The 20803-nt window shown below is 59.7% G+C and carries 22 protein-coding genes and 3 pseudogenes; 7 read left to right on the plus strand and 18 right to left on the minus strand.

The window, feature by feature from the left end; all coding sequences use genetic code 11:
• Positions 1-131 precede the first annotated feature (131 nt).
• The 4 genes from OQ460_RS01900 to OQ460_RS01915 all read left to right on the plus strand — a co-directional run bounded on the left by OQ460_RS01900 (position 132) and on the right by OQ460_RS01915 (position 3712).
• On the plus strand, positions 132-932 hold the full coding sequence (locus tag OQ460_RS01900; RefSeq protein WP_410020242.1) for a transporter substrate-binding domain-containing protein: 801 nt from the start codon (positions 132-134) through the stop codon (positions 930-932).
• A gap of 211 nt (positions 933-1143) precedes the next feature.
• A complete protein-coding gene (locus tag OQ460_RS01905) occupies positions 1144-1941 on the plus strand; it encodes a transporter substrate-binding domain-containing protein (protein ID WP_410020243.1) in 798 nt (265 codons plus the stop codon).
• 84 nt (positions 1942-2025) lie between these two features.
• On the plus strand, positions 2026-2985 hold the full coding sequence (locus tag OQ460_RS01910; protein WP_410020244.1) for an amino acid ABC transporter permease: 960 nt from the start codon (positions 2026-2028) through the stop codon (positions 2983-2985).
• Positions 2978-3712, plus strand: coding sequence for an amino acid ABC transporter ATP-binding protein (locus OQ460_RS01915; RefSeq protein ID WP_410020245.1), 735 nt, complete (start codon positions 2978-2980; stop codon positions 3710-3712). Before OQ460_RS01910 ends, OQ460_RS01915 begins: the two co-directional genes overlap by 8 nt.
• Positions 3713-3725: 13 nt before the next feature.
• Here the strand turns inward: OQ460_RS01915 and OQ460_RS01920 are convergent, their stop codons facing one another.
• From OQ460_RS01920 to ubiE, 13 genes and pseudogenes are all read right to left on the minus strand, one after another.
• Positions 3726-4589, minus strand: coding sequence for a methyl-accepting chemotaxis protein (locus tag OQ460_RS01920; RefSeq protein WP_410021904.1), 864 nt, complete (start codon positions 4587-4589; stop codon positions 3726-3728).
• A pseudogene (locus OQ460_RS01925) lies at positions 4584-5633 on the minus strand (methyl-accepting chemotaxis protein); the annotation flags it as partial. The pseudogene OQ460_RS01925 and the gene OQ460_RS01920, both read right to left, overlap by 6 nt.
• Positions 5634-5775: 142 nt before the next feature.
• Positions 5776-6648, minus strand: a complete 873-nt coding sequence (locus tag OQ460_RS01930; protein ID WP_410021905.1) for a methyl-accepting chemotaxis protein — start codon at positions 6646-6648, stop codon at positions 5776-5778.
• Between the two features lie 30 nt (positions 6649-6678).
• Positions 6679-7692, minus strand: a pseudogene (locus tag OQ460_RS01935) (methyl-accepting chemotaxis protein); the annotation flags it as partial.
• A gap of 72 nt (positions 7693-7764) precedes the next feature.
• Complete coding sequence (locus OQ460_RS01940) at positions 7765-8472, minus strand: 16S rRNA (uracil(1498)-N(3))-methyltransferase (RefSeq protein ID WP_410020246.1); 708 nt, start codon at positions 8470-8472, stop codon at positions 7765-7767.
• A complete protein-coding gene (gene tatC / locus OQ460_RS01945; protein ID WP_410020247.1) occupies positions 8469-9260 on the minus strand; it encodes a twin-arginine translocase subunit TatC in 792 nt (263 codons plus the stop codon). The genes OQ460_RS01940 and tatC overlap by 4 nt, the downstream gene beginning before the upstream one ends.
• Positions 9257-9673 carry a Sec-independent protein translocase protein TatB gene (tatB, locus tag OQ460_RS01950; RefSeq protein ID WP_410020248.1) on the minus strand — a complete coding sequence of 139 codons (417 nt, stop codon included), beginning with the start codon at positions 9671-9673 and terminating at the stop codon, positions 9257-9259. Before tatB ends, tatC begins: the two co-directional genes overlap by 4 nt.
• A 10-nt stretch (positions 9674-9683) precedes the next feature.
• The gene (locus tag OQ460_RS01955; protein ID WP_410020249.1) at positions 9684-9962 is read right to left on the minus strand and encodes a twin-arginine translocase TatA/TatE family subunit; all 279 of its coding nucleotides are present in this window, start codon (positions 9960-9962) and stop codon (positions 9684-9686) included.
• Positions 9963-9989: 27 nt separating this feature from the next.
• Complete coding sequence (locus OQ460_RS01960; RefSeq protein ID WP_154742288.1) at positions 9990-10322, minus strand: phosphoribosyl-ATP diphosphatase; 333 nt, start codon at positions 10320-10322, stop codon at positions 9990-9992.
• A 2-nt stretch (positions 10323-10324) separates the two neighbouring features.
• On the minus strand, positions 10325-10717 hold the full coding sequence (hisI, locus tag OQ460_RS01965) for a phosphoribosyl-AMP cyclohydrolase (protein WP_410020250.1): 393 nt from the start codon (positions 10715-10717) through the stop codon (positions 10325-10327).
• Positions 10718-10780: 63 nt separating this feature from the next.
• Complete coding sequence (gene ubiB / locus OQ460_RS01970) at positions 10781-12385, minus strand: ubiquinone biosynthesis regulatory protein kinase UbiB (protein WP_410020251.1); 1605 nt, start codon at positions 12383-12385, stop codon at positions 10781-10783.
• Positions 12382-13005 (minus strand): ubiquinone biosynthesis accessory factor UbiJ, encoded by a 624-nt coding sequence (locus OQ460_RS01975; protein WP_410020252.1) that lies wholly within the window; start codon positions 13003-13005, stop codon positions 12382-12384. Before OQ460_RS01975 ends, ubiB begins: the two co-directional genes overlap by 4 nt.
• Complete coding sequence (gene ubiE / locus OQ460_RS01980; RefSeq protein ID WP_410020253.1) at positions 13005-13775, minus strand: bifunctional demethylmenaquinone methyltransferase/2-methoxy-6-polyprenyl-1,4-benzoquinol methylase UbiE; 771 nt, start codon at positions 13773-13775, stop codon at positions 13005-13007. The genes OQ460_RS01975 and ubiE overlap by 1 nt, the downstream gene beginning before the upstream one ends.
• 144 nt (positions 13776-13919) lie before the next feature.
• Between ubiE and OQ460_RS01985 the strand changes: the two genes are divergently transcribed.
• From OQ460_RS01985 to OQ460_RS01995, 3 genes and pseudogenes are all read left to right on the plus strand, one after another.
• Positions 13920-14195 carry a polyhydroxyalkanoic acid system family protein gene (locus tag OQ460_RS01985; protein ID WP_410020254.1) on the plus strand — a complete coding sequence of 92 codons (276 nt, stop codon included), beginning with the start codon at positions 13920-13922 and terminating at the stop codon, positions 14193-14195.
• A 22-nt stretch (positions 14196-14217) separates the two neighbouring features.
• Positions 14218-14469 (plus strand): annotated as a pseudogene (locus tag OQ460_RS01990) (phasin family protein); the annotation flags it as partial.
• Between the two features lie 42 nt (positions 14470-14511).
• Positions 14512-15453 carry a phasin family protein gene (locus tag OQ460_RS01995; RefSeq protein ID WP_410021906.1) on the plus strand — a complete coding sequence of 314 codons (942 nt, stop codon included), beginning with the start codon at positions 14512-14514 and terminating at the stop codon, positions 15451-15453.
• 117 nt (positions 15454-15570) lie between these two features.
• Here the strand turns inward: OQ460_RS01995 and OQ460_RS02000 are convergent, their stop codons facing one another.
• The 5 genes from OQ460_RS02000 to argS all read right to left on the minus strand — a co-directional run bounded on the left by OQ460_RS02000 (position 15571) and on the right by argS (position 20644).
• Complete coding sequence (locus tag OQ460_RS02000; RefSeq protein WP_410020255.1) at positions 15571-15948, minus strand: gamma-butyrobetaine hydroxylase-like domain-containing protein; 378 nt, start codon at positions 15946-15948, stop codon at positions 15571-15573.
• Positions 15949-16110: 162 nt separating this feature from the next.
• The gene (gene hslU, locus OQ460_RS02005) at positions 16111-17448 is read right to left on the minus strand and encodes an ATP-dependent protease ATPase subunit HslU (protein ID WP_410020256.1); all 1338 of its coding nucleotides are present in this window, start codon (positions 17446-17448) and stop codon (positions 16111-16113) included.
• 36 nt (positions 17449-17484) lie between these two features.
• Entirely contained in the window at positions 17485-18015 is a 531-nt protein-coding gene (hslV, locus tag OQ460_RS02010; protein WP_016972722.1) for an ATP-dependent protease subunit HslV, read from the minus strand.
• Between the two features lie 180 nt (positions 18016-18195).
• On the minus strand, positions 18196-18906 hold the full coding sequence (locus OQ460_RS02015) for an SPOR domain-containing protein (protein WP_410020257.1): 711 nt from the start codon (positions 18904-18906) through the stop codon (positions 18196-18198).
• 1 nt (position 18907) lies between these two features.
• Entirely contained in the window at positions 18908-20644 is a 1737-nt protein-coding gene (gene argS, locus OQ460_RS02020) for an arginine--tRNA ligase (protein WP_410020258.1), read from the minus strand.
• Positions 20645-20803 lie beyond the last annotated feature (159 nt).

Genomic DNA, 20803 nt, shown 5'->3' on the forward strand with positions numbered 1-20803 from the left:
ACCCTTGTCCGAGGCGTATTGTCGTGCCTGCGACTGCGTTAGGATCGCCCCCCAAATCTGACTCGACCGCTACTGGTTTGCGCTAACCGCAGGGCCGTGGGCGCGGCTGTTTAATGAAAAAGGGGTGTTCCATGATCACAAGGTATTTGTCGGTTCTTTTGTTTGGCATCGTCACGTTTTTTCCCCCGGGCCTGGTCCAGGCGGGCGCTATCGATGATGCCGTACGGCGCGGCGTGCTGAAGGTTGGCATCAACCCCAACTACATCCCCTTTGAAATGACCGACAAACGTGGGCATATCGTAGGCTTCGAGGTCGATCTGCTGCGGGAAATGAGCAAGGCGCTGGACGTGGAACTGCAGTTGGTCGAGGTGGCCTATACCGATCTGATCCCGGAACTGTTGGCCAATCGGTTCGACATGATCGGCAGTGGGATGACCGTGACCCAGGAACGCAACCTGAAGCTCAACTTCAGCGACTCGTTCATCATTGTCGGGCAGACGGTCCTTCTGCATCCCCGGCTCGCGGGCCAGGTCAGCAGCGTCGAGGATTTGAACGAGGCCGGCTATCGGGTTGCGGCAACGGACGGCACTACGGGAGAAGCTGCGGTGCAGCGGTTTTTGGGCACGGCGCAGTTGCGCAGTTTTCCAACACCGGAGGAAGGTGTGCAGCAGTTGGTGATCGGTGCGGTCGATGCGTTTATCCATGATGCTCCCTACAACCTGATCGCCATGGCCAAGCCGCAAAACCGCGAACTGCTGGCGCTGGAGCAACCCTTTACCTACGAACCCCTGGCGTTTGGCTTGAAAAAAGGCGACTACGACAGCCTCAACTGGATCAATCACTTCCTCAATCAGATAGCCCAGGATGGCACCTACGATCGCCTGCATGACAAGTGGTTCAGGGACACGGATTGGCTGCCGCAAATCGATTGATGCTTGCACACAGGCAACGGCCCGGTTCCTGCAGTGGATTGGCCAGCGGTGATTTTCTGTGGGGCTTGGCAGGTTATTTCTGTCATATCCGCCAACAAAACCCGGCTAGACCTTTGTAGTGGTGGACGAGTGGGTTAGCATCGCTGCGCTAAGAATAGTGCAGCCCTACTGGGGTTGACCTCACAATAAAATGAGTTCAGGGGACTTGGTGATGAAAAAGTATCTTTCGATGCTGTTGCTCGGCGTCACGTCGTTGCTGGCCGTCAGTGCGGCCCAGGCGGGTGCGATCGAGGACGCGGTCAAGCGCGGGACGCTGAAGGTCGGCATGGATCCGACCTACATGCCGTTCGAGATGACCAACAAGCGCGGTGAGATCATTGGCTTTGAGGTCGACCTGCTCAAGGCGATGACCAAGTCCATGGGGGTCAAGCTGGAGCTGGTTTCCACGGCTTATGACGGCATCATCCCGGCATTCCTGACCGGTAAGTTCGACATGATCGGCAGCGGCATGACCTTGACCCAGGAACGCAACCTGCGCCTGAATTTCAGCGAGCCCTTTATCGTGGTTGGCCAGACCCTGCTGATTCGCAAGGAGCTGGAAGGTACCATCAAGTCCTACAAAGATCTCAACGACGAGAAGTATCGACTGACCTCCAAGCTCGGCACCACTGGCGAGATGCAGGCCAAGAAGTTGATCTCCAAGGCCAAATACCACGGCTACGACAACGAGCAGGAAGGTGTGCTCGACGTGGTCAACGGCAAGGCCGACGCGTTTGTCTATGACGCGCCCTACAACGTTGTGGCAGAGAAGAAAGTCGGCAACGGCAAGCTGGTGCACCTCGACGCCCCGTTTACCTATGAACCTCTGGCTTTTGGCTTGAAGAAGGGCGACTACGATAGCGTTAACTTCATCAACAACTTTCTGCATCAGATCAAGCACGACGGTACCTACGATCGCATCCATGACAAGTGGTTCAAGAGCTCCGAGTGGCTCAAGGACATGGAATAAAGCTGTCCGAATACCGAGTCGCGCCCATCGCGGGCTTGCCCGCGATGGGCGGCCTGACAGGCGACATCAATCCCGGAACCCGCAATGAAACATAAAAAAGCCCAATGGCCCTGGCACCTGCTGACCTTGCTGGTGCTGGTCGGTCTCGCGGGTGCGTTGTACTACGCCACCTCGCTGATGTCCTACGAGTGGCGCTGGAACCGCGTGCCGCAGTACTTTGCCTATCAAGCCGAAGAGCCCCAGCGAGCCGCGGATATTTCCACAGTCGTTGAACTGGTGCGCAACGGCGATTCTGCCCAAGTGACTCTGCGCAGCGATGCCGGCGACGAGCAGCACCTGACTGTCGCCGAGAACAGCCTGCAAGTGGCACGCGGTGACGACGTTGCAGAAGGCGATGTGGTCGGCGTGACCCGGCACTGGGCGCTCGGCCCGTTGATGTGGGGGTTGTGGACCACGCTGTGGCTGTCGTTGGTGTCAGGCATCCTGGGCTTGATGATTGGCCTGGCGACGGGCCTGTGTCGGTTGTCGAATAACCCGACCCTGCGTGACCTGTCGACGATCTACGTTGAACTGGTGCGCGGTACGCCGCTGCTGGTACAGATTTTCATCTTCTATTTTTTCATCGGCACGGTGCTGAACCTGTCTCGCGAGTTTGCCGGTATCGCAGCGTTATCGTTGTTTACCGGTGCGTATGTGGCAGAAATCGTGCGTGCGGGTGTGCAATCGATTGCCCGCGGCCAGGGTGAGGCAGCGCGCTCCCTGGGCTTGAGTGCCGGCCAGTCGATGCGTCATGTGGTGTTGCCGCAGGCCTTCAAGCGGGTGCTGCCACCATTGGCCGGGCAATTTATCAGCCTGGTCAAGGACACTTCGCTGGTGTCGGTGATCGCAATTACCGAGCTGCTCAAGAGCGGTCGTGAAGTCATCACTACCTCGTTCTCGCCCTTTGAGATCCTGTTCTGTGTGGCAGGCCTCTACCTGTTGATCAACCTGCCGCTGTCGAAAATGGCCAGCCGGCTTGAGCGGAGGCTCGCGCAAAGTGATTGAAGTCCGCGATCTGGTAAAAGTCTTCGACACCCGTGGGCAAGTGGTCCGCGCGGTGGATAACGTCAGCACCCAGGTGGCCAAGGGTGAGGTGCTGGTGGTGATTGGCCCGTCTGGCTCTGGCAAGTCCACCTTCCTGCGCTGCCTCAACGGCCTTGAGGAGTTCGACTCCGGTTCGGTGAGCATTGACGGCTTGCAACTGGCTGATCCGAAAACCGATGTGAACGCTTATCGCCGCGAGGTGGGCATGGTGTTCCAGCACTTCAACCTTTTCCCCCACATGACGGTGTTGGAGAACTTGTGCCTGGCGCAGAAGGTCGTGCGCAAACGCGGCAAGAAAGAGCGCGAGGCCAAGGCCCTGGCGTTACTGGAGAAGGTGGGCATTGCCCAGAAGGCCAACGAGTTTCCGTCGCGGCTTTCCGGTGGGCAACAACAGCGCGTGGCAATTGCCCGGGCGTTGGCGATGGAACCCAAGGTCATGCTGTTTGACGAACCCACCTCGGCGCTGGACCCGGAAATGGTCGGCGAGGTGCTGGACGTCATGAAGACCCTGGCCCTGGAGGGCATGACCATGGTCTGTGTAACTCATGAAATGGGCTTTGCCCGGGAAGTGGCGGATCGGGTGCTGTTCTTCGACCACGGCAAGTTGCTGGAAGACGCAGCACCGGCCGAGTTCTTCGATGCGCCCAGGGACCCTCGTGCCCAGGCCTTCCTGCGCCAGGTACTGTAAGCCCCGCGCAATCTCATAGCTTGAACTTGCCCACCCACACCTGCAGGTCTGCTCCCAGGCGGGCGAGTTGGACACTCGCCGCCGCTGTCTGCTCGCTGGCAGCGGCGGCCTGTTCCGAGCCATCGTGTACTTTCACCATACTGCGATTTATTTCCCCGGCAACGGCGCTTTGTTGCTCGGCGGCTGCGGCGATCTGCGGATTCATCTCCTGGATCACCGCCACGGATTGGCTGATGGTTACCAAGGCTTGACCGACATTGCGGGTCAGGCCGACGCTGTTGTCAGTGAGTGCGCTGCTGCTGTCCATGATGTCGGCCACTTCTTGTGTGCCGTTACGCAGATCATCGATCAAGGCCTCGATTTCCTCGGCTGACTGTTGAGTGCGCTGGGCCAGACCGCGCACTTCATCGGCGACCACCGCGAATCCCCGTCCTGCTTCTCCGGCCCGTGCGGCTTCAATGGCCGCGTTGAGGGCGAGCAAGTTGGTTTGCTCCGATACTGACTTGATCACCTCCAATACGCTGCCGATTTTCTGGCTTTCTTGCTGCAGGCCTTGCATGGCCTGGCTGGAGCGCGTCATTTCCTGCGCCAGATGTTCGATCTGGGTGATAGCTTGTGTCACGACTTGATCGCCCAGCCCTGTATGACGCTCAGCTTCGGTCGCGGCGGTGGATGCGTGCTCGGCGTGTCGTGCGACCTCCTGGGAGGTCGCAAGCATTTGCGTCATTGCCGTGGCGATTTGTTCTGTCTGCTCTTTCTGCTGGTTGACCCCGACGCGGGTCTGCTCGGTTACGGCGGACAGTTGCTCGGCGGCACTGGCGATCTGCTGCGCACTGTCGCTGATGCCGCCAATCAAGCCGCGCAGGCTGTGGGTCATTTTCCCAATACTTTGCTGCAGCTGGCCCATCTCATCGCGGCGTTCCACCAGAAGGACGTGGCTCAGGTCGCCATCGGCGATGCGCTCGGCAGATGCCAGGACTTGGCGCAACGGTGTGCAGATCTGTCGGGCGATCCACAAGGCGGTCAGGGCTGCGATCAGCAGTGCGACAAGAGTGACGCTGACCAGTAGGGTGCGGGCCTGGCTGGTCTCCCGCTCAAGTTTGAAGGTTTGGGCCTCACTTAACTGCTCGTTTTGCTCCAGCAGTTGATCCAGCTGTTGTTCGAACCGGTTCTGCACGTTCTCGATGTTGAGTTGGGCCTCCTTGAGCATTATCAACTGCTCGTGGTATTTGGCCAATTCGGTTTGGAGCAGGGTCGAGTCCACCGCAAGGGCCATGACGGCCGCTTGTGCGAGCTGCAGCGTGTCGAGCGATTTGCTGACTGCTTCGGCATAGGCTTGCAACGAGTCGGCGGCCCACGCGGGGTTCTGGGCCGCGTCATCGGCAAACGCCATCGCCTGGCGTAGGTCTTCGATGGCATCAAGGGCTTTCTGGTCTTCCTGGTCGGGCAGATCACTGGCGAGTTGGGCGAGAGTGTCTCCGGCCTGCAGGGCGATTTGCTTGAGGGGGATACGGGCGTTTTCACGTGCTTGGATCAGGGGCGGCAGCTCGACGAGTGCAGCCTTGAGACCCGACACCCGCAGTTTCGCTTCCTTAAGACGCTTGGCGTCGGCGGGGTCTTTCATGCGGCTGGAGAGGTTGACCAAGTGTTGTTCGATTTTTTCTATGTACGTACGCACTTTGCCCAGGCTGGCGGTGTCCGCGAGGATTCGGTACACAATCCGATCGGCACGCGTGGCTTCGGCGTCAGCAGCCAGCTGTCCCAATATCGTCAGTTTGGTTGAACGCTGCAGCGTGCCGTTGAGAGCTTGCCAGCCCGTCACGGCGATGATGAAACTGAGGACCAGCACCTGGCCAAAGCCCAGGGCGAGCTTGAGGCGCACGCTGGTGTTATCCAGCAGACGAGTCAGCCGACTAAACATGGTGAACCTCCAAATCTGAAGAAGCGCTGCGCAACACAGCAAACGCTAGATCGATTCGGGGTAGTAGCGGGCTGATAACAACGTGGGAAGTTTCGTAAGATGCGAGCCGCGACGGCCTCGATTGGCCGCCGCGAACGGCAGGTCAGATGCGGAAGCGGCCCACCAGTGTCTGCAGGTAGATGCCCAGGCGCGCCAGTTCTGCACTGGATGCGGCGGTTTCTTCGCTGGCCGCCGAGGTCTGTTCAGAGACATCGCGTACGTTCAGCACGCTGCGGTTGATTTCCTCGGCCACGGCGCTCTGTTGTTCGGCCGCCGTGGCGATCTGCTGATTCATTGCCTGGATCGCCGAGACAGTGCGCGTGATGTTTGCCAATGCGCTGCCGGCCCGGCGGGTCAGTTCGACACTGCTGTCGGTAAGGTCACGGCTGTTATCCATAATGGTCGCGACGTGTTGGGTGCCGCTTTGCAGGCCTACAATCAGTTCCTCGATTTCCTCGGTGGATTGCTGCGTACGTTGGGCCAGGCTGCGCACTTCATCGGCAACGACCGCAAAACCACGTCCGGCTTCTCCGGCCCGGGCGGCTTCGATAGCGGCGTTGAGGGCCAGCAGGTTGGTTTGCTGGGCGACGGACTTGATCACATCCAACACGCTGCCGATCTTGTCGCTTTCACGCTTGAGATGGCCCATGGCTTCGGTGGAGTTGACGACTTCGCCAGCCAGGCGTTCGATCTGCGCGATGGCCTCACCTACCACCTTGTCGCCTTCGCGGGCTTGTTGGTCGGCAGCAACGGCGGCTTCGGATGCTTCTTCGGCATTGCGTGCTACTTCCTGCACAGTGGCGGCCATTTCGTTCATGGCGGTGGCCACTTGATCGGTTTCAATCTTCTGGTTGTTGACCCCGGCGCTGGTCTGTTCGGTGACGGCAGACAGTTGCTCGGCGGCGCTGGCGATTTGCGTCACACCGTCGCTGATACCACCGATCAATTCACGCAGGCCTGTGGTCATGCTTTGCATGGCGCGTTGCAACTGGCCCAGTTCGTCACGGCGCTGGGAGATCAGATCATGGCTCAGGTCTCCTGCAGCGACACGTTCGGCCACCTTGAGTGTCTGGTTCAGCGGGACCACGATTTGCCGGGTAATGATCCAGGCCGCCGCCACGCCGAAGAACAGTGCCAATACCGTTGCGAGCATCAGCAATTGCTTGGCTTGTGCGGCATCGGTGTCGCGCACTACGGTCTGTGAGGCCGTCAGTTTCTTGCTGCGATCAAGCAGGATATCGCCTTGTGCGGCCATAGACTTGAGGGCTGCGGCGTTGGCCACCTGAGAGTCGCGGAACTGGCTGACGGCCGCTTGATAGGCTTTCAGGGCGTCGCTGGCTACCTGCAGGTTAGGGGCGTACTGCTCTGGTAGGTTGCTGCGCAGGCTGTCGAGGTTCTGCAAGGCGTTGTTGATGGCGTCGAGTGCCGGTTTTTCGGCCTCGGCCTTGGCGCTGTAGGTGTAGCCGCGAACCTGGAAGCGAGCCTGCTGGATCAGTTTGCTCAACTCGACCACGCTGTTGAACTGAGCGACGCTGTAGCCCTGCAGCAGGCTGCTTTCGATCTCGGCCACCCGTGCCACGGCGTTGTCAGCCGTAGCCCCAAGTTTGCTGCGGGCGTCTTCGCGCTGGGTGCCGGCCTCAATCATGGCGCTGAACGCCTGTCGGTACGCGGCGACGGCGGCCAATTGGTCGTCGACCATGGCCACGTCTTTTGGTTGCTCGATCAATCCGCGTGCGGTTTCAAGCCCGCCTTCGAGTGCGATCAGCAGCTCATTGACCGCTCCCGGGCCTTGTTCGCCGCGGCGCATTTCATAGTCCAGGCGTGCCAGGCGCAGGTCTTTGCTCAGCTCATTGAGGCTGGAAATAAACCCCAGCTTGTCGCCACGACTGATCACGCCACTGAGGCCTGTCCAGCCGGTGAATGTGATCAAGAGAGTCAGAATCAATACCAGGCCAAACCCCATGCCCAGTTTGCGGTTGACGCTCACATTTCCTAATTTTTCAGCTGGCCAACGGTACATGCAGTGAACTCCCCTGAACAAGGCTTGGACTTATTCACAGGCTATCGGCAGGCGGTTGAGAATCTGTAGACGCTAGAACAGCCGGGCGAGCAATGCGGTAACGGCGGTTTCAACCCGCAGGATCCGCGCGCCCAATTGCACCGGTTGCAAGCCGGCCTTGGCCAGCAGGTCGACCTCGTAGGGGATCCAGCCGCCCTCCGGGCCGATGGCCAGGGTTACGGATTCATCCAGGCCGCGTGGGCATGGCGGGTAGTTGCCGGGATGACCGATCAGCCCGAGAGTGCCGTAGGTGAGGGCCGGTAAACGGTCTTCGACAAAGGGTTTGAAGCGTTTTTCGATGATGATCTCGGGCAGCACGGTATCCCTGGACTGTTCCAGGCCGAGGATCAGTTGCTCACGAATTGCTTCGGGTTCCAGGAACGGTGTCTGCCAGAAGCTCTTTTCCACCCGGTAACTATTGATCAATACCACCCGTGGCACACCCATGGACGCCACGGTCTGCAAGACCCGGCGTAGCATTTTCGGGCGAGGCAGGGCCAGCAGCAGGGTCACCGGCAGCTTGGCCGGAGGCGCTTGGTCGAGGGTGATTTGCAGTTCCGCTTCGCCAGGTTCCAGGCGCAGCAGTTCGGCATTGCCCATCTGCCCGCCAATCCTCCCGACCCGCAGACTATCGCCGACTGCGGCACGGTGGACTTCCTGCATGTGGACCAGGCGCCGATCACGCAGGATCACCCGGTCAGCCGCGATAAAATCGGCGTCCTCCAGCAACAGCAGGTTCACGGTTGCGTCGCTGGCGGCTGGTCGTCGTCGGCGGGCTGTTCATCCGGGCGTTCGCCCCGCTTGCTCACCAGGCTGCCGAACAGGATGCCGATCTCGAACAGCATCCACATCGGCACGGCCAGCAAGGTTTGCGAGAAGATGTCCGGTGGGGTCAGGACCATGCCGACTACAAAGCAGCCGATGATCACGTATGGACGGATCTTGCGTAGGTATTTGACGTCGACCACGCCGATCCACACCAGCAGTACTACGGCCACCGGAATCTCGAAGGCTACGCCAAAGGCGAAGAACAGCGTCATCACAAAATCGAGGTAGCTGGTGATGTCAGTCATCATTTCCACGCCGGCCGGAGTTGCGGCGGCGAAGAATTTGAAGATCAGCGGGAACACCAGGAAATAGGCGAAGGCCATGCCGGTGTAGAACAGCATGATGCTCGACACCAACAGCGGCACCGCGATGCGTTTTTCATGCTTGTACAGGCCTGGCGCGATAAAGCCCCAGATCTGGTGCAGGATCACCGGGATCGCCAGGAACAGCGAAACCATCATCGTCAGCTTCAGCGGGGTGAGGAACGGCGAGGACACGTCGGTGGCGATCATCGTCGCGCCTACCGGCAAGTATTCGCGCAGCGGCGTCGAGACGAAGGTGTAGATCTGCTGGGTAAAGGCAAACAGCCCGGCAAAGATCACGAAGATCGCCGCGACACACCTCAGCAGGCGGGTGCGCAACTCGGTGAGGTGCGAGACCAGCGGCATGTGCTGGTCGTTTTCCGGTTTATCAGCGCTCATGGGGCTCGCGGCGGCAATGTAGGGTCGTGGGGAGCGGGCGACGCAGCAGGCGTCGGCGCGGGTTCTGTCGGCGCTGTGACAGGCGCGGGCGTTGCAGCTGGCGCGACTTCAGCCACGGGCGCAATGCTCTGCTCGGCCAGCGGTTCGACCGGCGCAGGCACTTGCTGCTGGGGCGAGAGGATTTTGCGCGCTTCCTGCTCCAGGGACAGAATATGTTCGTTGTGCAGTTGCCGACGAATCTCGTCTGCGCCTATTTCCCGTTCAACTTCCTGTTTGATGGTGTTGAAACTGCGTTTCAGGCGCCCGATCCACAGGCCTGCCGTACGCGCCGCGCCAGGCAGGCGTTCGGGGCCCAGCACCAACAGCGCAACGAGGCCGACGAGCAGCAGTTCAGTGAAGCTGATACCAAACATTAGTCAGTGCTCACGAGTCTTTGCGGGTCGGCTCTTCGACTTTCTCGGCCTGCACGTCGAAGGTACGACGTTCAGTGATCGGCTGGGCGGCCTGCGGATGCACAGGCTGCGCCGGAGGCACCGGGTTGGCGCCGTTGTCGGTCGGCTTTTCGTCGTCGTTCATGGCCTTGCGAAAGCCCTTGATGGACTCGCCGACATCGGTACCCAGGTTTTTCAGTTTCTTGGTACCGAACACCAGGACAACCACGATGAGAATAACGACCCAGTGTTTCCAGTCAAAAATGCCCATGCTGCAATTCCTCTGTCAAAAAGTTATTCAAGCGGACGGGCGCGAGGCCTTTTCGGCATGCCCGGACAAGCCGAAGCGACGGTCCAGTTCATCAAGCACGGCCTGCGGATGCTGCCCCAGTTGGGCGAGCATGACCAGGCTGTGGAACCACAAATCGGCGGTTTCGTAGATCACATCGCTGCAGTCGCCGCTGATTTGCGCGTCCTTGGCTGCAATGATGGTCTCGACGGATTCTTCGCCGAGCTTTTCGAGAATCTTGTTCAGGCCCTTGTGGTACAGGCTGGCGACATACGAGCTGTCGGCGGCTGCGCCTTTACGGTCTTCCAGCACTTGGGCCAGGCGGTCGAGTGTGTCGCTCATGTTCAATGTCCTGGCGAATAGATAGCATGCGGGTCTTTGAGGACGGGCTCGACGGTTTTCCACTCGCCGTTCTCGAATACCCGGTAGAAGCAGCTGTGACGGCCAGTGTGGCAGGCAATGTCGCCGATCTGCTCGACCATGAGGATAATCACGTCGGCGTCGCAGTCCAGGCGCATCTCATGCAGTTGTTGCACGTGCCCGGACTCTTCACCCTTGCGCCACAGTTTGCCACGCGAACGTGACCAATAGATGGCGCGCTGCTCGGCGGCGGTCAGGCTCAAGGCCTCACGATTCATCCACGCCATCATTAACACGCGCCCGGTCTTGTGGTCCTGGGCAATGGCCGGCACCAGGCCGTCACTGTCCCATTTGATCTCGTCCAGCCAGTCTTTCATTTTCGACTCCGACAGCCGTACGTTACCCGCATCGGCAATGAACACAGTGTATAACCGGATAGCCTATCGGCGCACGACCAGATACAGGCCGACCGCGACCATGATCCCTGCCGGCCAATGGCCCAACTGCTGCAACGGTCCATCGACCGCGAGCACCGCACCGCCACCCAAATGTGCTGCACCCAGCAGGCGCAGGAACCAGTCGTCCTTGCGTTTGTGCCACGGCGGCGGCGGATCTTCGGCGTGGGGCTGGGACATGCGCTCGAGCAAATCACGGGTCATGCTGGCCAGGTGCGGCAGTTGCTCGACCTGGCTTTGCAGGTTGCCCAGCATGGTTTTCGGACTGAGCCGTTCGCGCATCCAGCGTTCGAGGAACGGCTGGGCGGTGTTCCACAGGTCCAGATCCGGATACAGCTGGCGGCCCAGGCCTTCGATGTTGAGCAGGGTTTTCTGCAACAGCACCAGTTGCGGCTGGACTTCCATGTTGAAGCGCCGGGCGGTCTGGAACAGGCGCATCAGCACCTGGCCGAATGAAATATCTTTTAACGGTTTTTCGAAGATCGGTTCGCAGACCGTGCGGATCGCCGCCTCGAATTCATTGAGCTTGGTTTCTGCCGGCACCCAGCCTGAGTCGATGTGCAGCTGCGCCACGCGGCGGTAGTCCCGCTTGAAGAAGGCAAACAGGTTGCGCGCCAGGTAATCCTGGTCCTCTGGCGTGAGGCTGCCGACGATGCCGCAGTCGATGGCAATGTACTGCGGGCTCCACGGGTTCACCGTGCTGACGAAGATGTTGCCGGGGTGCATGTCGGCGTGGAAGAAGCTGTCACGGAATACTTGGGTAAAGAAAATCTCGACACCGCGTTCGGCGAGCATTTTCATGTCAGTGCGTTGGTCGGCCAGGGTCGCGAGGTCGGTGACCTGGACGCCATAGATACGTTCCATCACCAGCACTTTTGGCCGGCACCAGTCCCAATAGACTTGCGGCACATAAAGCAGCGGGGAACCTTCGAAGTTGCGTTTGAGCTGGCTGGCGTTCGCTGCTTCGCGCAACAGGTCGAGTTCGTCGTAAATGGTTTTTTCGTAGTCGGCAACCACGTCTACCGGGTGCAGCAGGCGCGCATCGGCAGAGAAACGTTCGGCGGCGCGCGCGAGGATGAACAGCCACGCCAGGTCCTGGCCGATGATCGGCTTGAGCCCGGGGCGGATCACCTTGACCACTACTTCTTCGCCGGTCTTGAGCTGCGCGGCGTGAACCTGGGCTACCGAAGCCGAGGCCAGTGGTTCGATATCAAAGCGCTTGAACACTTCGCTGATCTTCTTGCCCAACTGTTCCTCGATCAGCTTCATGGACTGCTGCGAGTCGAACGGCGGTACACGGTCCTGCAACAGCATCAATTCATCGGCGATGTCTTCGGGCAGCAAGTCGCGGCGGGTGGACAGGATTTGTCCAAACTTGATGAAGATCGGTCCCAGATCCTGCAAGGCCAGGCGCAGGCGTGCGCCGCGGCTCAGCTCCAGGGCCTTGCGCGGAAACCAGCGCCACGGCAAGGCATAGCGCACCGCCAGCAGGAACCAGGGCAGGGGCAGGGAGAACAGCAGATCATCGAGGCGGTAGCGGATGACAACGCGCTGGATACGAAACAAACGGCGGACGGCGAGCAGCTTCATGCGTTATCGCTTGGATCAAGGGAGCGGCTCAGGCGCTCTAAGCGTGCCTCAAGCCGTTCCAGGTCGAGTTTGGCCTGGTCGAGTTCACGAAAGCGCGCTTCGGCTTCCCGCTGTCCGACGAGGGTTCGCGATTCTTCGCTCAGGTATTCGGCGAGGTTCTGGTTCAGGCTGGCGAAACCCTGCTGGTACCAACGCGAGCGACTGCGCAGATGCCCGCTGATCAGTTGCGTGGCCACCGGGCCGAGCCAGCGAGAAAGCTCGTACTCCCAGTCCAGTTCCAGGTCTTGCAGCACTGCAGCCAGATCCATCAGCACTGCGCTGTCGCCTTCCAGGGCGACGTCCGGGCCGTGCAGGATGGCCGTCTTGTCCCGGCTCAGCGCCAGGCGTAGCAGGCTTGCAGCCGGCGCGCGCAGGATGCAGTCGGCATCGGCGGCCCAGTGGGTCGCCAGCAACAGGCCTTCATCGCTAGGCAGGATGTACAGCTGCAAGGCAGGATTGGTGCAGTCGACGGCAATGATCTTGCCGTTCAAGTGCGCCAGCCGCGCCAGGGCGGTGCTGTCCAGGCGCAGGACACGGTTGATGCCGTGCTCGACGCTTGCGAGAAGGCCCTGGAGCAGCATCAGGGCTTGATACCGCGATGCAGGGCAACGATGCCGGAGGTCATGTTGTGGTAGGTCACGCGGTCGAAGCCGGCCTCTACCATCATCGACTTCAGGGTTTCCTGGTCAGGGTGCATGCGGATCGACTCGGCCAGGTAGCGATAGCTCTCGGCATCGTTGGTGATCAGTTTGCCCATCAGGGGCATGAAGGCGAACGAGTAGGTGTCGTAGACCTTGGACATCAGCGCGTTGGTCGGCTTGGAGAACTCCAGCACCAGCAGGCGACCGCCGGGCTTGAGTACGCGCAGCATCGAGCGCAGCGCGTCTTCCTTGTTGGTCACGTTGCGCAGGCCGAAAGCGATGGTCACGCAGTCGAAATGGTTGTCCGGGAACGGCAGTTTTTCTGCGTCGGCCTGCACGAACTCGATGTTGCCTGCCACGCCCTTGTCCAGAAGCCGATCACGCCCGACCTTGAGCATCGAGCCGTTGATGTCGGCCAGCACGACTTGGCCGGTCGGGCCTACCAGATGCGAAAACTTGGCCGCCAAGTCGCCCGTGCCGCCGGCGATATCCAGTACGCGGTTGCCGGTGCGTACACCCGACAACTCGATGGTAAAGCGCTTCCACAGGCGATGCATGCCGCCGGAGAGCACGTCGTTCATCAGGTCATACTTGGCGGCGACGGAGTGGAACACCTCAGCGACTTTTTCCGCTTTCTGGCTTTGCGGGACGTTCTTGAAGCCGAAGTGAGTGGTGGGTTCGGCATCGCTGCCTTTGCGCTGATCAGTCATATCGCTGTCACCAAAAGAGAATGCGGGACATGATAATCCCCAAGGCCTGCTTTGTCTTGGCAAGGCTGCAGGTAAGATAGGCGGTCACCGAGACCTTTTGCCGCATCGAAGGTATCCAAGCCCCTATAAAGAGGAGTCATTGCAATGGCCCGTATAACCGTTGAACGTGCACATTCCCTGGGTAAAGAAGGGGCACGGGCAAAGGCCGGCGAGTTGGCGCACAAACTCCAGGAGCAATACGGCCTGGAGCCGTCATGGTCCGGCGATACGTTGAACCTCAAGCGTTCGGGCGTCAAAGGCACGGTATTGGTTGCAGATGATTCGCTGCGCATTGATGTGGACTTGGGCCTGTTGATGTCGACTATGAGCGGTACCATCAAGTCCGAAATCGAGAAAGCCCTGGATAAAACGCTGGGCTAACCGGACCGTACTCGTCTTGAAAGTGTTGGTTGAAAACGATCAACTTATTGAAAGTAAAGGTAAAAAAGTTTTCATTGAACAACTTGTCATTGCCAACAGTCAGATTGACCAAGTAAAGAGTAGTGCTCACGCTGTCAAAGGTCTGGTAGAAGTTCAGCTCGATACTGTTGAAAAAGCTTTTGATACATGTGCTGCAAGTGCCTTGAATCGAATCGGCATTGCGTCTAAACATGACGTGGAGACACTCTCTGCTAAGCTCGAAGAGCTGACGGCATTGCTCGAAGGTGTCGTGCGTAAACACTTAGGAGACATCGGGATGGCTGTTAAAAAGACTACTCAGAAAGAAAGCAGCTCGTGGGTCGGGAAAGTTGAAGAATATTCCCGCAAAATCTGGCTGGCTGGTTTAGGCGTGTACTCGAAGATCGACAGTGACGGCAGCAAACTCTTTGAGACTTTGGTTAAAGACGGCGAAAAGGCCGAGAAGTTGACCAAGAGCGCGTCGGGTAAACAAGCAGGAACTGCCAAAGCAACTGCCGGTTCGCGTATCAGTGATGCGAAGAAACAGGTGCTTGGCACCTGGGGTGAACTCGAAGGGGCTCTGGACAAACGTCTCAACAGTGCCATTTCGCGCCTGGGCGTACCTAGCCGGACTGAAGTGAAAGCGCTGCACAGCAAGGTCGATACCCTGACCAAGCAAATCGAAAAGCTTACCGGTGCCAAGGCGGCTCCTGCCAAGGTCGCCGCTGCCAAGCCAGCCGCCAAGCCTGCAGCGAAAGCGGCGGCTGCAAAACCAGCGGCCAAAACCGCGGCCAAGCCTTTGGTCAAGGCTGCGGCTAAGCCGGCTGCAAAACCTGCAACCAAGTCCGCAGCCAAGCCTGCGGCGAAAACCGCAGCGGCAAAACCTGTTGCCAAGCCTGTCGCGAAAAAACCAGTGGCCGCCAAAGCCGCAGCCAAGCCCGCAGCAAAACCTGCAGCCAAGCCCGTCGCGAAAACCGCCGCAGCCAAGCCAGTTGCAGCCAAACCCGCTGCCAAGCCGGCCACTGCAAAACCGGCCGTAGCCAAGCCTGCTGCAAAACCTGCCACCACCAAACCTGCCGTGGCGAAGAAGCCTGCCGCTGCCAGGAAGCCAACTGCTGCAAAACCTACTGCAACCGCCAAGACCGCAACCCCTGCCCCCGTGACCAACTCGGCCTCCGCGCCGACATCGGCCGCAACCCCAACTGCAACGCCAGCAACCTCGACGCCCAGTCAGTCCTGATTTTACAGGGCATAAAAAACGCCCGGCCTTTGAAGGTCGGGCGTTTTTTTATCGATGCTCTACGAGGGCATCGAGCAGGTGAAATCAGAAAAATGCCCACCAAGAGCAAGGCTTGAGTCAGAGCATCAGCCTTACAACCGACTCGCTCGGGTCGCGGGTTTTCCCGGCAGCCTTGAGTTCGGCCAGATAATCGGCCCACAGATCGTCTTGGCGCACGGCGAGCTGATAGAGGTAATCCCAGGTGAACAGTCCGCTGTCATGGCCGTCGTCGAAGGTCAACTTCAATGCGTATTGTCCCGCCGGCTCAATCTTGCTCAAGCGCACATTGAGTTTGCCGAATTGCAGGATCGGTTTGCCGTGGCCCTGGACCTCGGCGGAAGGGGAGTGTACGCGCAGGAATTCAGCGGACAACTTATAGGACTCGTCAGGCCCGTAGGTCAGGCCGAGGGTGTTGGAGGTTTTGTGCAGGTTTATAGCGGTAGGAAGCTTAGACATTGGAGTAACCGCCCAGAGATGATCCTTAAGGAACTGGCTCAAAAAAGTGGGAGCGGGTTTGCTCGCGTTAGCGGTGTGCCAGTCGATACATATATGACTGATACACCGCTAACGCGAGCAAACCCGCTCCCACATTAAAGCAAAGCGGTGCTGCGTAAAGACCTACAGGATATAGCGAGACAGGTCTTCGTTCTGTGCCAGTTCGCCCAGATGACTGTTGACGTATTCGGCGTCGATCTTGATCGCTTCGCCGTTCTGCGCGCCGGCCATGTCGCCGGCGCTGAAGGAAACTTCTTCCAGCAGGCGTTCAAGCAAGGTGTGCAGGCGACGGGCGCCGATGTTCTCGGTTTTTTCGTTGACCTGCCAGGCGATCTCCGCCAGGCGCTTGATACCGTCCGGCTGGAACTCGATGCCCAGGCCTTCGGTTCCCAGCAGTTCGCGGTATTGCTCGGTCAGCGAGGCGTGCGGCTCGCTGAGGATGCGTTCGAAGTCGCCCGGGGTCAGCGCCTTGAGTTCCACACGAATCGGCAGGCGGCCTTGCAGCTCTGGCACCAGGTCGCTTGGCTTGCTCAGGTGGAAAGCGCCCGAGGCTATAAACAGGATGTGGTCGGTCTTGACCATACCCAGCTTGGTGTTGACGGTGCAGCCTTCGATCAGCGGCAGCAGATCGCGCTGCACGCCTTCGCGGGAGACGTCGACACCGCCGGAATTACCACGCTTGGCGACCTTGTCGATCTCATCGATAAACACAATGCCGTGCTGCTCGACTGCTTCCAGCGCCTTGGCCTTGAGCTCTTCTTCATTGACCAGGCGTCCGGCTTCTTCGTCACGTACCAGCTTCAGTGCTTCCTTGACCTTGAGCTTGCGGCTTTTCTTCTTGCCCTTACCCATATTGGCGAACAGGTTTTGCAGTTGGCTGGTCATTTCTTCCATGCCAGGCGGCGCGGAAATATCGACGCCAGAAACTTCGGCAACTTCGATATCGATTTCCTTGTCGTCCAACTGACCTTCACGCAGGCGCTTGCGGAACAGTTGGCGCGTGTTGGAGTCCTGGCTCGGTGCCGAGTCTTCGTTGAAGCCCATGCGTGCCGGTGGCAGCAGGGCATCAAGGATGCGTTCTTCGGCGGCGTCTTCGGCGCGATGGCTGACCTTGGTCATTTCCTGCTCGCGCAGCAGTTTCAGCGCGGCGTCGGCAAGGTCACGGATGATCGATTCGACGTCACGGCCTACATAGCCCACCTCGGTGAACTTGGTCGCTTCGACCTTGATGAACGGCGCATTGGCCAGTTTGGCCAGGCGACGGGCAATCTCGGTTTTACCGACGCCCGTAGGACCGATCATCAGGATGTTCTTGGGAGTGACTTCAACGCGTAGCTCTTCAGGCAATTGCATCCGGCGCCAGCGGTTACGCAGGGCGATGGCGACGGCGCGCTTGGCATCGTCCTGGCCGATGATATGGCGGTCGAGTTCGTGGACGATTTCACGGGGAGTCATGGACATATATGTGTGGGTCCTCAAGCAGGAAAAGCCGATGGCTTATTCCGCGAGGTCCTGCTCCTCAATGGTCAGGTTATGGTTGGTGAAGACGCAGATGTCGCCGGCAATGCCCAGGGCTGTCTCGACGATTTCCCGCGCCGACAGATCGGTTTTCTTCAGCAATGCACTGGCTGCAGCTTGAGCGTAGCCGCCGCCGGAGCCCATGGCTATCAGGCCGTGTTCGGGTTCGACGACATCGCCGTTACCGGTAATGATCAATGAAGCGTCTTTGTTGGCGACTGCGAGCATGGCTTCAAGACGACTGAGGGAGCGGTCGGTGCGCCACTCTTTGGCGAGTTCGACGGCAGCGCGGACCAGATGGCCCTGATGCTTCTCCAACTGGCCTTCGAAGCGCTCGAAGAGGGTGAAGGCGTCAGCGGTGGCACCTGCAAAGCCGGCGAGGACCTGGCCGTGGTACAGGCGGCGCACTTTCTTTGCGTTGCCTTTCATCACGGTATTGCCAAGGGAAACCTGGCCGTCGCCGCCCATGACGACTTTGCCGTGGCGACGAACTGAAACGATGGTGGTCAAGGGGAGAGTCTCCACGCTGCGGGGCGAAAATGCCCTGATGGAAACTGATATGGGGGTAATGACGATGATTTCAAGCGTAGGACGGCAGTGTAGGCGAGTGGCGGGTCTTGAGATCGATGAAAATCCAATGTGGGAGCGGGCAAGCCCGCTCCCAAATTTTTTTCCCGCCTTGGCTGGGGGTCAGCGGCTCTGGCGTTGTTGTAACAGTAGATTGCTAAAGCCTGCGCCAGCCAATTGCTTCTGGGCCACTGTCAGTTGTTCGCGGTTGCTGAACGGACCGACCAGCACGCGATACCAGGTCGCCTCCTTCACTGTCCCGGACTCCACCGTCACCGACTGCCCCAGCAGGATGATCTGCGCCCGTACCCGGTCCGCGTCCGCCTGTTTGGGGAATGAACCCGCTTGCAGGAAGAACTTGGTCACCGGAGCCGCCTTGGTCGTGGCGACGGGCGGTGCCGGCGGCGGAGTGATCCCGGCCAGAGCGGCCTGGGCCCGCGCAGTGTCGATCTTCGCGGCTTCTGCCGGGGTGACTGGTGTCGTCGGCACTACAGGCACTTGCGGCGTGGGCAGGGTTTTTTCCGGCACAGCATCCTGCGGCACGATGACTTCCGATTCCGGCAGCAGCGTGTAGAAGTCGTACTTGGGCTTCGTCGGCGCTGTCGGGCTTGGCGGGGTCTTGTTCGCTTCGGCGATCTTGCTGGCCTTCTGCTGCTCCTGTTTGACCCGCTTGACGTCATCGCCCTGGCCAGGCTCCAGCTTCATCAGGAACACGATGAACGCACCGACCGTCAGGCCTATGACCAGCCACATCCAGCCCGGGACTGTTTTTTTCGCCGGTGCCTGGTAGCGGCTGGCGCCGCGCTTGGGTGCAGGTTTTTTCTTGGCTGCCAACTTACATGCGCTCCAGGGTTTCCAGGCCTAACAATTCCAGGCCTTGCTTGAGGGTCCGTCCAGCCAGGGCCGCGAGGCGCAGGCGACTTTGCTTTTGTGCTTCGTCTGCAGCGCTCAGGATCGGGCAGTTTTCGTAGAAGCTGGAGAACAGTCCCGCGACTTCGTACAGATAGGTGCAGAGAATATGTGGCGTACCTTTCTCGCCCACACTGTTGAGCACTTCACCGAACTGCGCCAGCTTGGCTGCCAGTTCCTGCTCTTGAGGGGCTTGAAGAACGATCTGGCCCTGAACTTCGCTGAAGTCCTTGCCCAGCTTGCGGAACACGCCAGCGACACGGGTGTAGGCGTATAGCAGGTAAGGTGCGGTGTTGCCTTCGAAGTTGAGCATCAGTTCGAAGTTGAAGCTGTAGTCGCTGGTGCGGTGCTTGGACAGGTCGGCGTACTTGACCGCGCCAATACCCACCACGCGGGCGATGTTGCGCAAGTCGGCCTCGGCCAGCTCGGGGTTCTTTTCCTTCACCAGGTTGTAGGCGCGCTCCTGAGCTTCGTTCAGCAGGTCGATCAGCTTTACGGTGCCGCCATCGCGGGTCTTGAACGGCCGGCCGTCTGCGCCGTTCATGGTGCCGAAGCCCATGTGCTCCATGTGCATCGGGTGGGTGACGAAGCCGGCGCGCCGCGCCACTTCGAACACTTGCTGAAAGTGCAGGGCCTGGCGCTGGTCGACGAAATACAGGGCGCGGTCGGCTTTCAGTATGCCACTGCGATAGCGCACGGCCGCCAGGTCGGTAGTGGCGTACAAGTAGCCGCCATCGGCCTTGACGATGATTACCGGCAGCGGTTCGCCGTCGGCGGTCTTGAACTCTTCTAGAAACACGCACTGGGCGCCATTGCTCTCGACCAGCAGGCCCTTGGCCTTGAGGTCGTTGACCACGTTGATCAGGTCGTCGTTGTAGGCACTTTCGCCCATCACGTCAGCCATGGTCAGCTTGACGTTCAGCAGCTCGTAGATGTCCTGGCAGTGGGACAGGGAAATATCGCGGAAGCGACCCCACAGCTCCAGGCATTCCTTGTCGCCGGCCTGCAACTTGACCACCAGGCCGCGTGCGCGCTCGGCGAACTCTTCGGATTCGTCGAAGCGTTTTTTGGCGGCGCGGTAGAAATTCTCCAGGTCCGACAGCTCATTGCTGGTGATCGGGTTTTCCTGCAGGTAGGCCATCAGCATGCCGAACTGGGTGCCCCAGTCGCCCACGTGGTTCTGGCGGATCACGGTGTCGCCGAGAAACTCCAGGACCCGCGCCACGCCGTCACCGATGATGGTCGAGCGCAGGTGGCCGACGTGCATTTCCTTGGCCAGGTTGGGGGCCGACAGGTCGATGACCACGCGCTGGGCATTGCCGGCCTTGCGTGCGCCGATGGTGGTATCGGCCAGGGCGGCGTCCAGGCGCGAGGCCAGGGCCTGGGTGTTCTGGAAGATGTTGATAAAGCCCGGGCCGGCGATTTCGGCTTTGCTGACTTGCGGGTCGGCAGGCAAGGCGGCAATGATTTTTTCCGCCAGGTCGCGCGGTTTCATGCCCGCAGGCTTGGCCAGCATCATGGCGATGTTGCTGGCGAAGTCGCCGTGGGTCTTGTCGCGGGTATTTTCCACCTGGATCGCCGGCGTCAGGCCTTCAGGCAACACACCTTCGTTGACGAGTTGGGTGAGGGCTTGTTGGATCAACTGGCGAATGGTGTCTTTCATGGTGTTCTCTTTCGACCGCAAGCGGCGGCGCGCGATGCGCAGGTGGAAAAACTGGGCATTATCCGTGGCGAGGGCGGGCTTGCCAACCATTCAGACGGGTTGGCGGACCTGCGGGCCTCATCGCGGGCACGCCCGCTCCCACATTTAAGGCTGTTTACA

Origin of the sequence: Pseudomonas imrae, assembly GCF_046352735.2 — a bacterium.
GTDB classification, from domain to species: domain Bacteria; phylum Pseudomonadota; class Gammaproteobacteria; order Pseudomonadales; family Pseudomonadaceae; genus Aquipseudomonas; species Aquipseudomonas imrae.

Coding starts and splice junctions, on each gene's coding strand:
- OQ460_RS01900 (WP_410020242.1), top strand. CDS start 132: ATGATCACAAGGTATTTGTCGGTTCTTTTGTTTGGCATCGTCACGTTT.
- OQ460_RS01905 (WP_410020243.1), top strand. CDS start 1,144: ATGAAAAAGTATCTTTCGATGCTGTTGCTCGGCGTCACGTCGTTGCTG.
- OQ460_RS01910 (WP_410020244.1), top strand. CDS start 2,026: ATGAAACATAAAAAAGCCCAATGGCCCTGGCACCTGCTGACCTTGCTG.
- OQ460_RS01920 (WP_410021904.1), bottom strand. CDS start 4,589: ATGACCCACAGCCTGCGCGGCTTGATTGGCGGCATCAGCGACAGTGCG.
- OQ460_RS01930 (WP_410021905.1), bottom strand. CDS start 6,648: ATGCAAAGCATGACCACAGGCCTGCGTGAATTGATCGGTGGTATCAGC.
- tatC (WP_410020247.1), bottom strand. CDS start 9,260: ATGAGCGCTGATAAACCGGAAAACGACCAGCACATGCCGCTGGTCTCG.
- tatB (WP_410020248.1), bottom strand. CDS start 9,673: ATGTTTGGTATCAGCTTCACTGAACTGCTGCTCGTCGGCCTCGTTGCG.
- OQ460_RS01955 (WP_410020249.1), bottom strand. CDS start 9,962: ATGGGCATTTTTGACTGGAAACACTGGGTCGTTATTCTCATCGTGGTT.
- OQ460_RS01960 (WP_154742288.1), bottom strand. CDS start 10,322: ATGAGCGACACACTCGACCGCCTGGCCCAAGTGCTGGAAGACCGTAAA.
- hisI (WP_410020250.1), bottom strand. CDS start 10,717: ATGAAAGACTGGCTGGACGAGATCAAATGGGACAGTGACGGCCTGGTG.
- ubiB (WP_410020251.1), bottom strand. CDS start 12,385: ATGAAGCTGCTCGCCGTCCGCCGTTTGTTTCGTATCCAGCGCGTTGTC.
- OQ460_RS01975 (WP_410020252.1), bottom strand. CDS start 13,005: ATGCTGCTCCAGGGCCTTCTCGCAAGCGTCGAGCACGGCATCAACCGT.
- ubiE (WP_410020253.1), bottom strand. CDS start 13,775: ATGACTGATCAGCGCAAAGGCAGCGATGCCGAACCCACCACTCACTTC.
- OQ460_RS01985 (WP_410020254.1), top strand. CDS start 13,920: ATGGCCCGTATAACCGTTGAACGTGCACATTCCCTGGGTAAAGAAGGG.
- OQ460_RS01995 (WP_410021906.1), top strand. CDS start 14,512: ATGGCTGTTAAAAAGACTACTCAGAAAGAAAGCAGCTCGTGGGTCGGG.
- OQ460_RS02000 (WP_410020255.1), bottom strand. CDS start 15,948: ATGTCTAAGCTTCCTACCGCTATAAACCTGCACAAAACCTCCAACACC.
- hslU (WP_410020256.1), bottom strand. CDS start 17,448: ATGTCCATGACTCCCCGTGAAATCGTCCACGAACTCGACCGCCATATC.
- argS (WP_410020258.1), bottom strand. CDS start 20,644: ATGAAAGACACCATTCGCCAGTTGATCCAACAAGCCCTCACCCAACTC.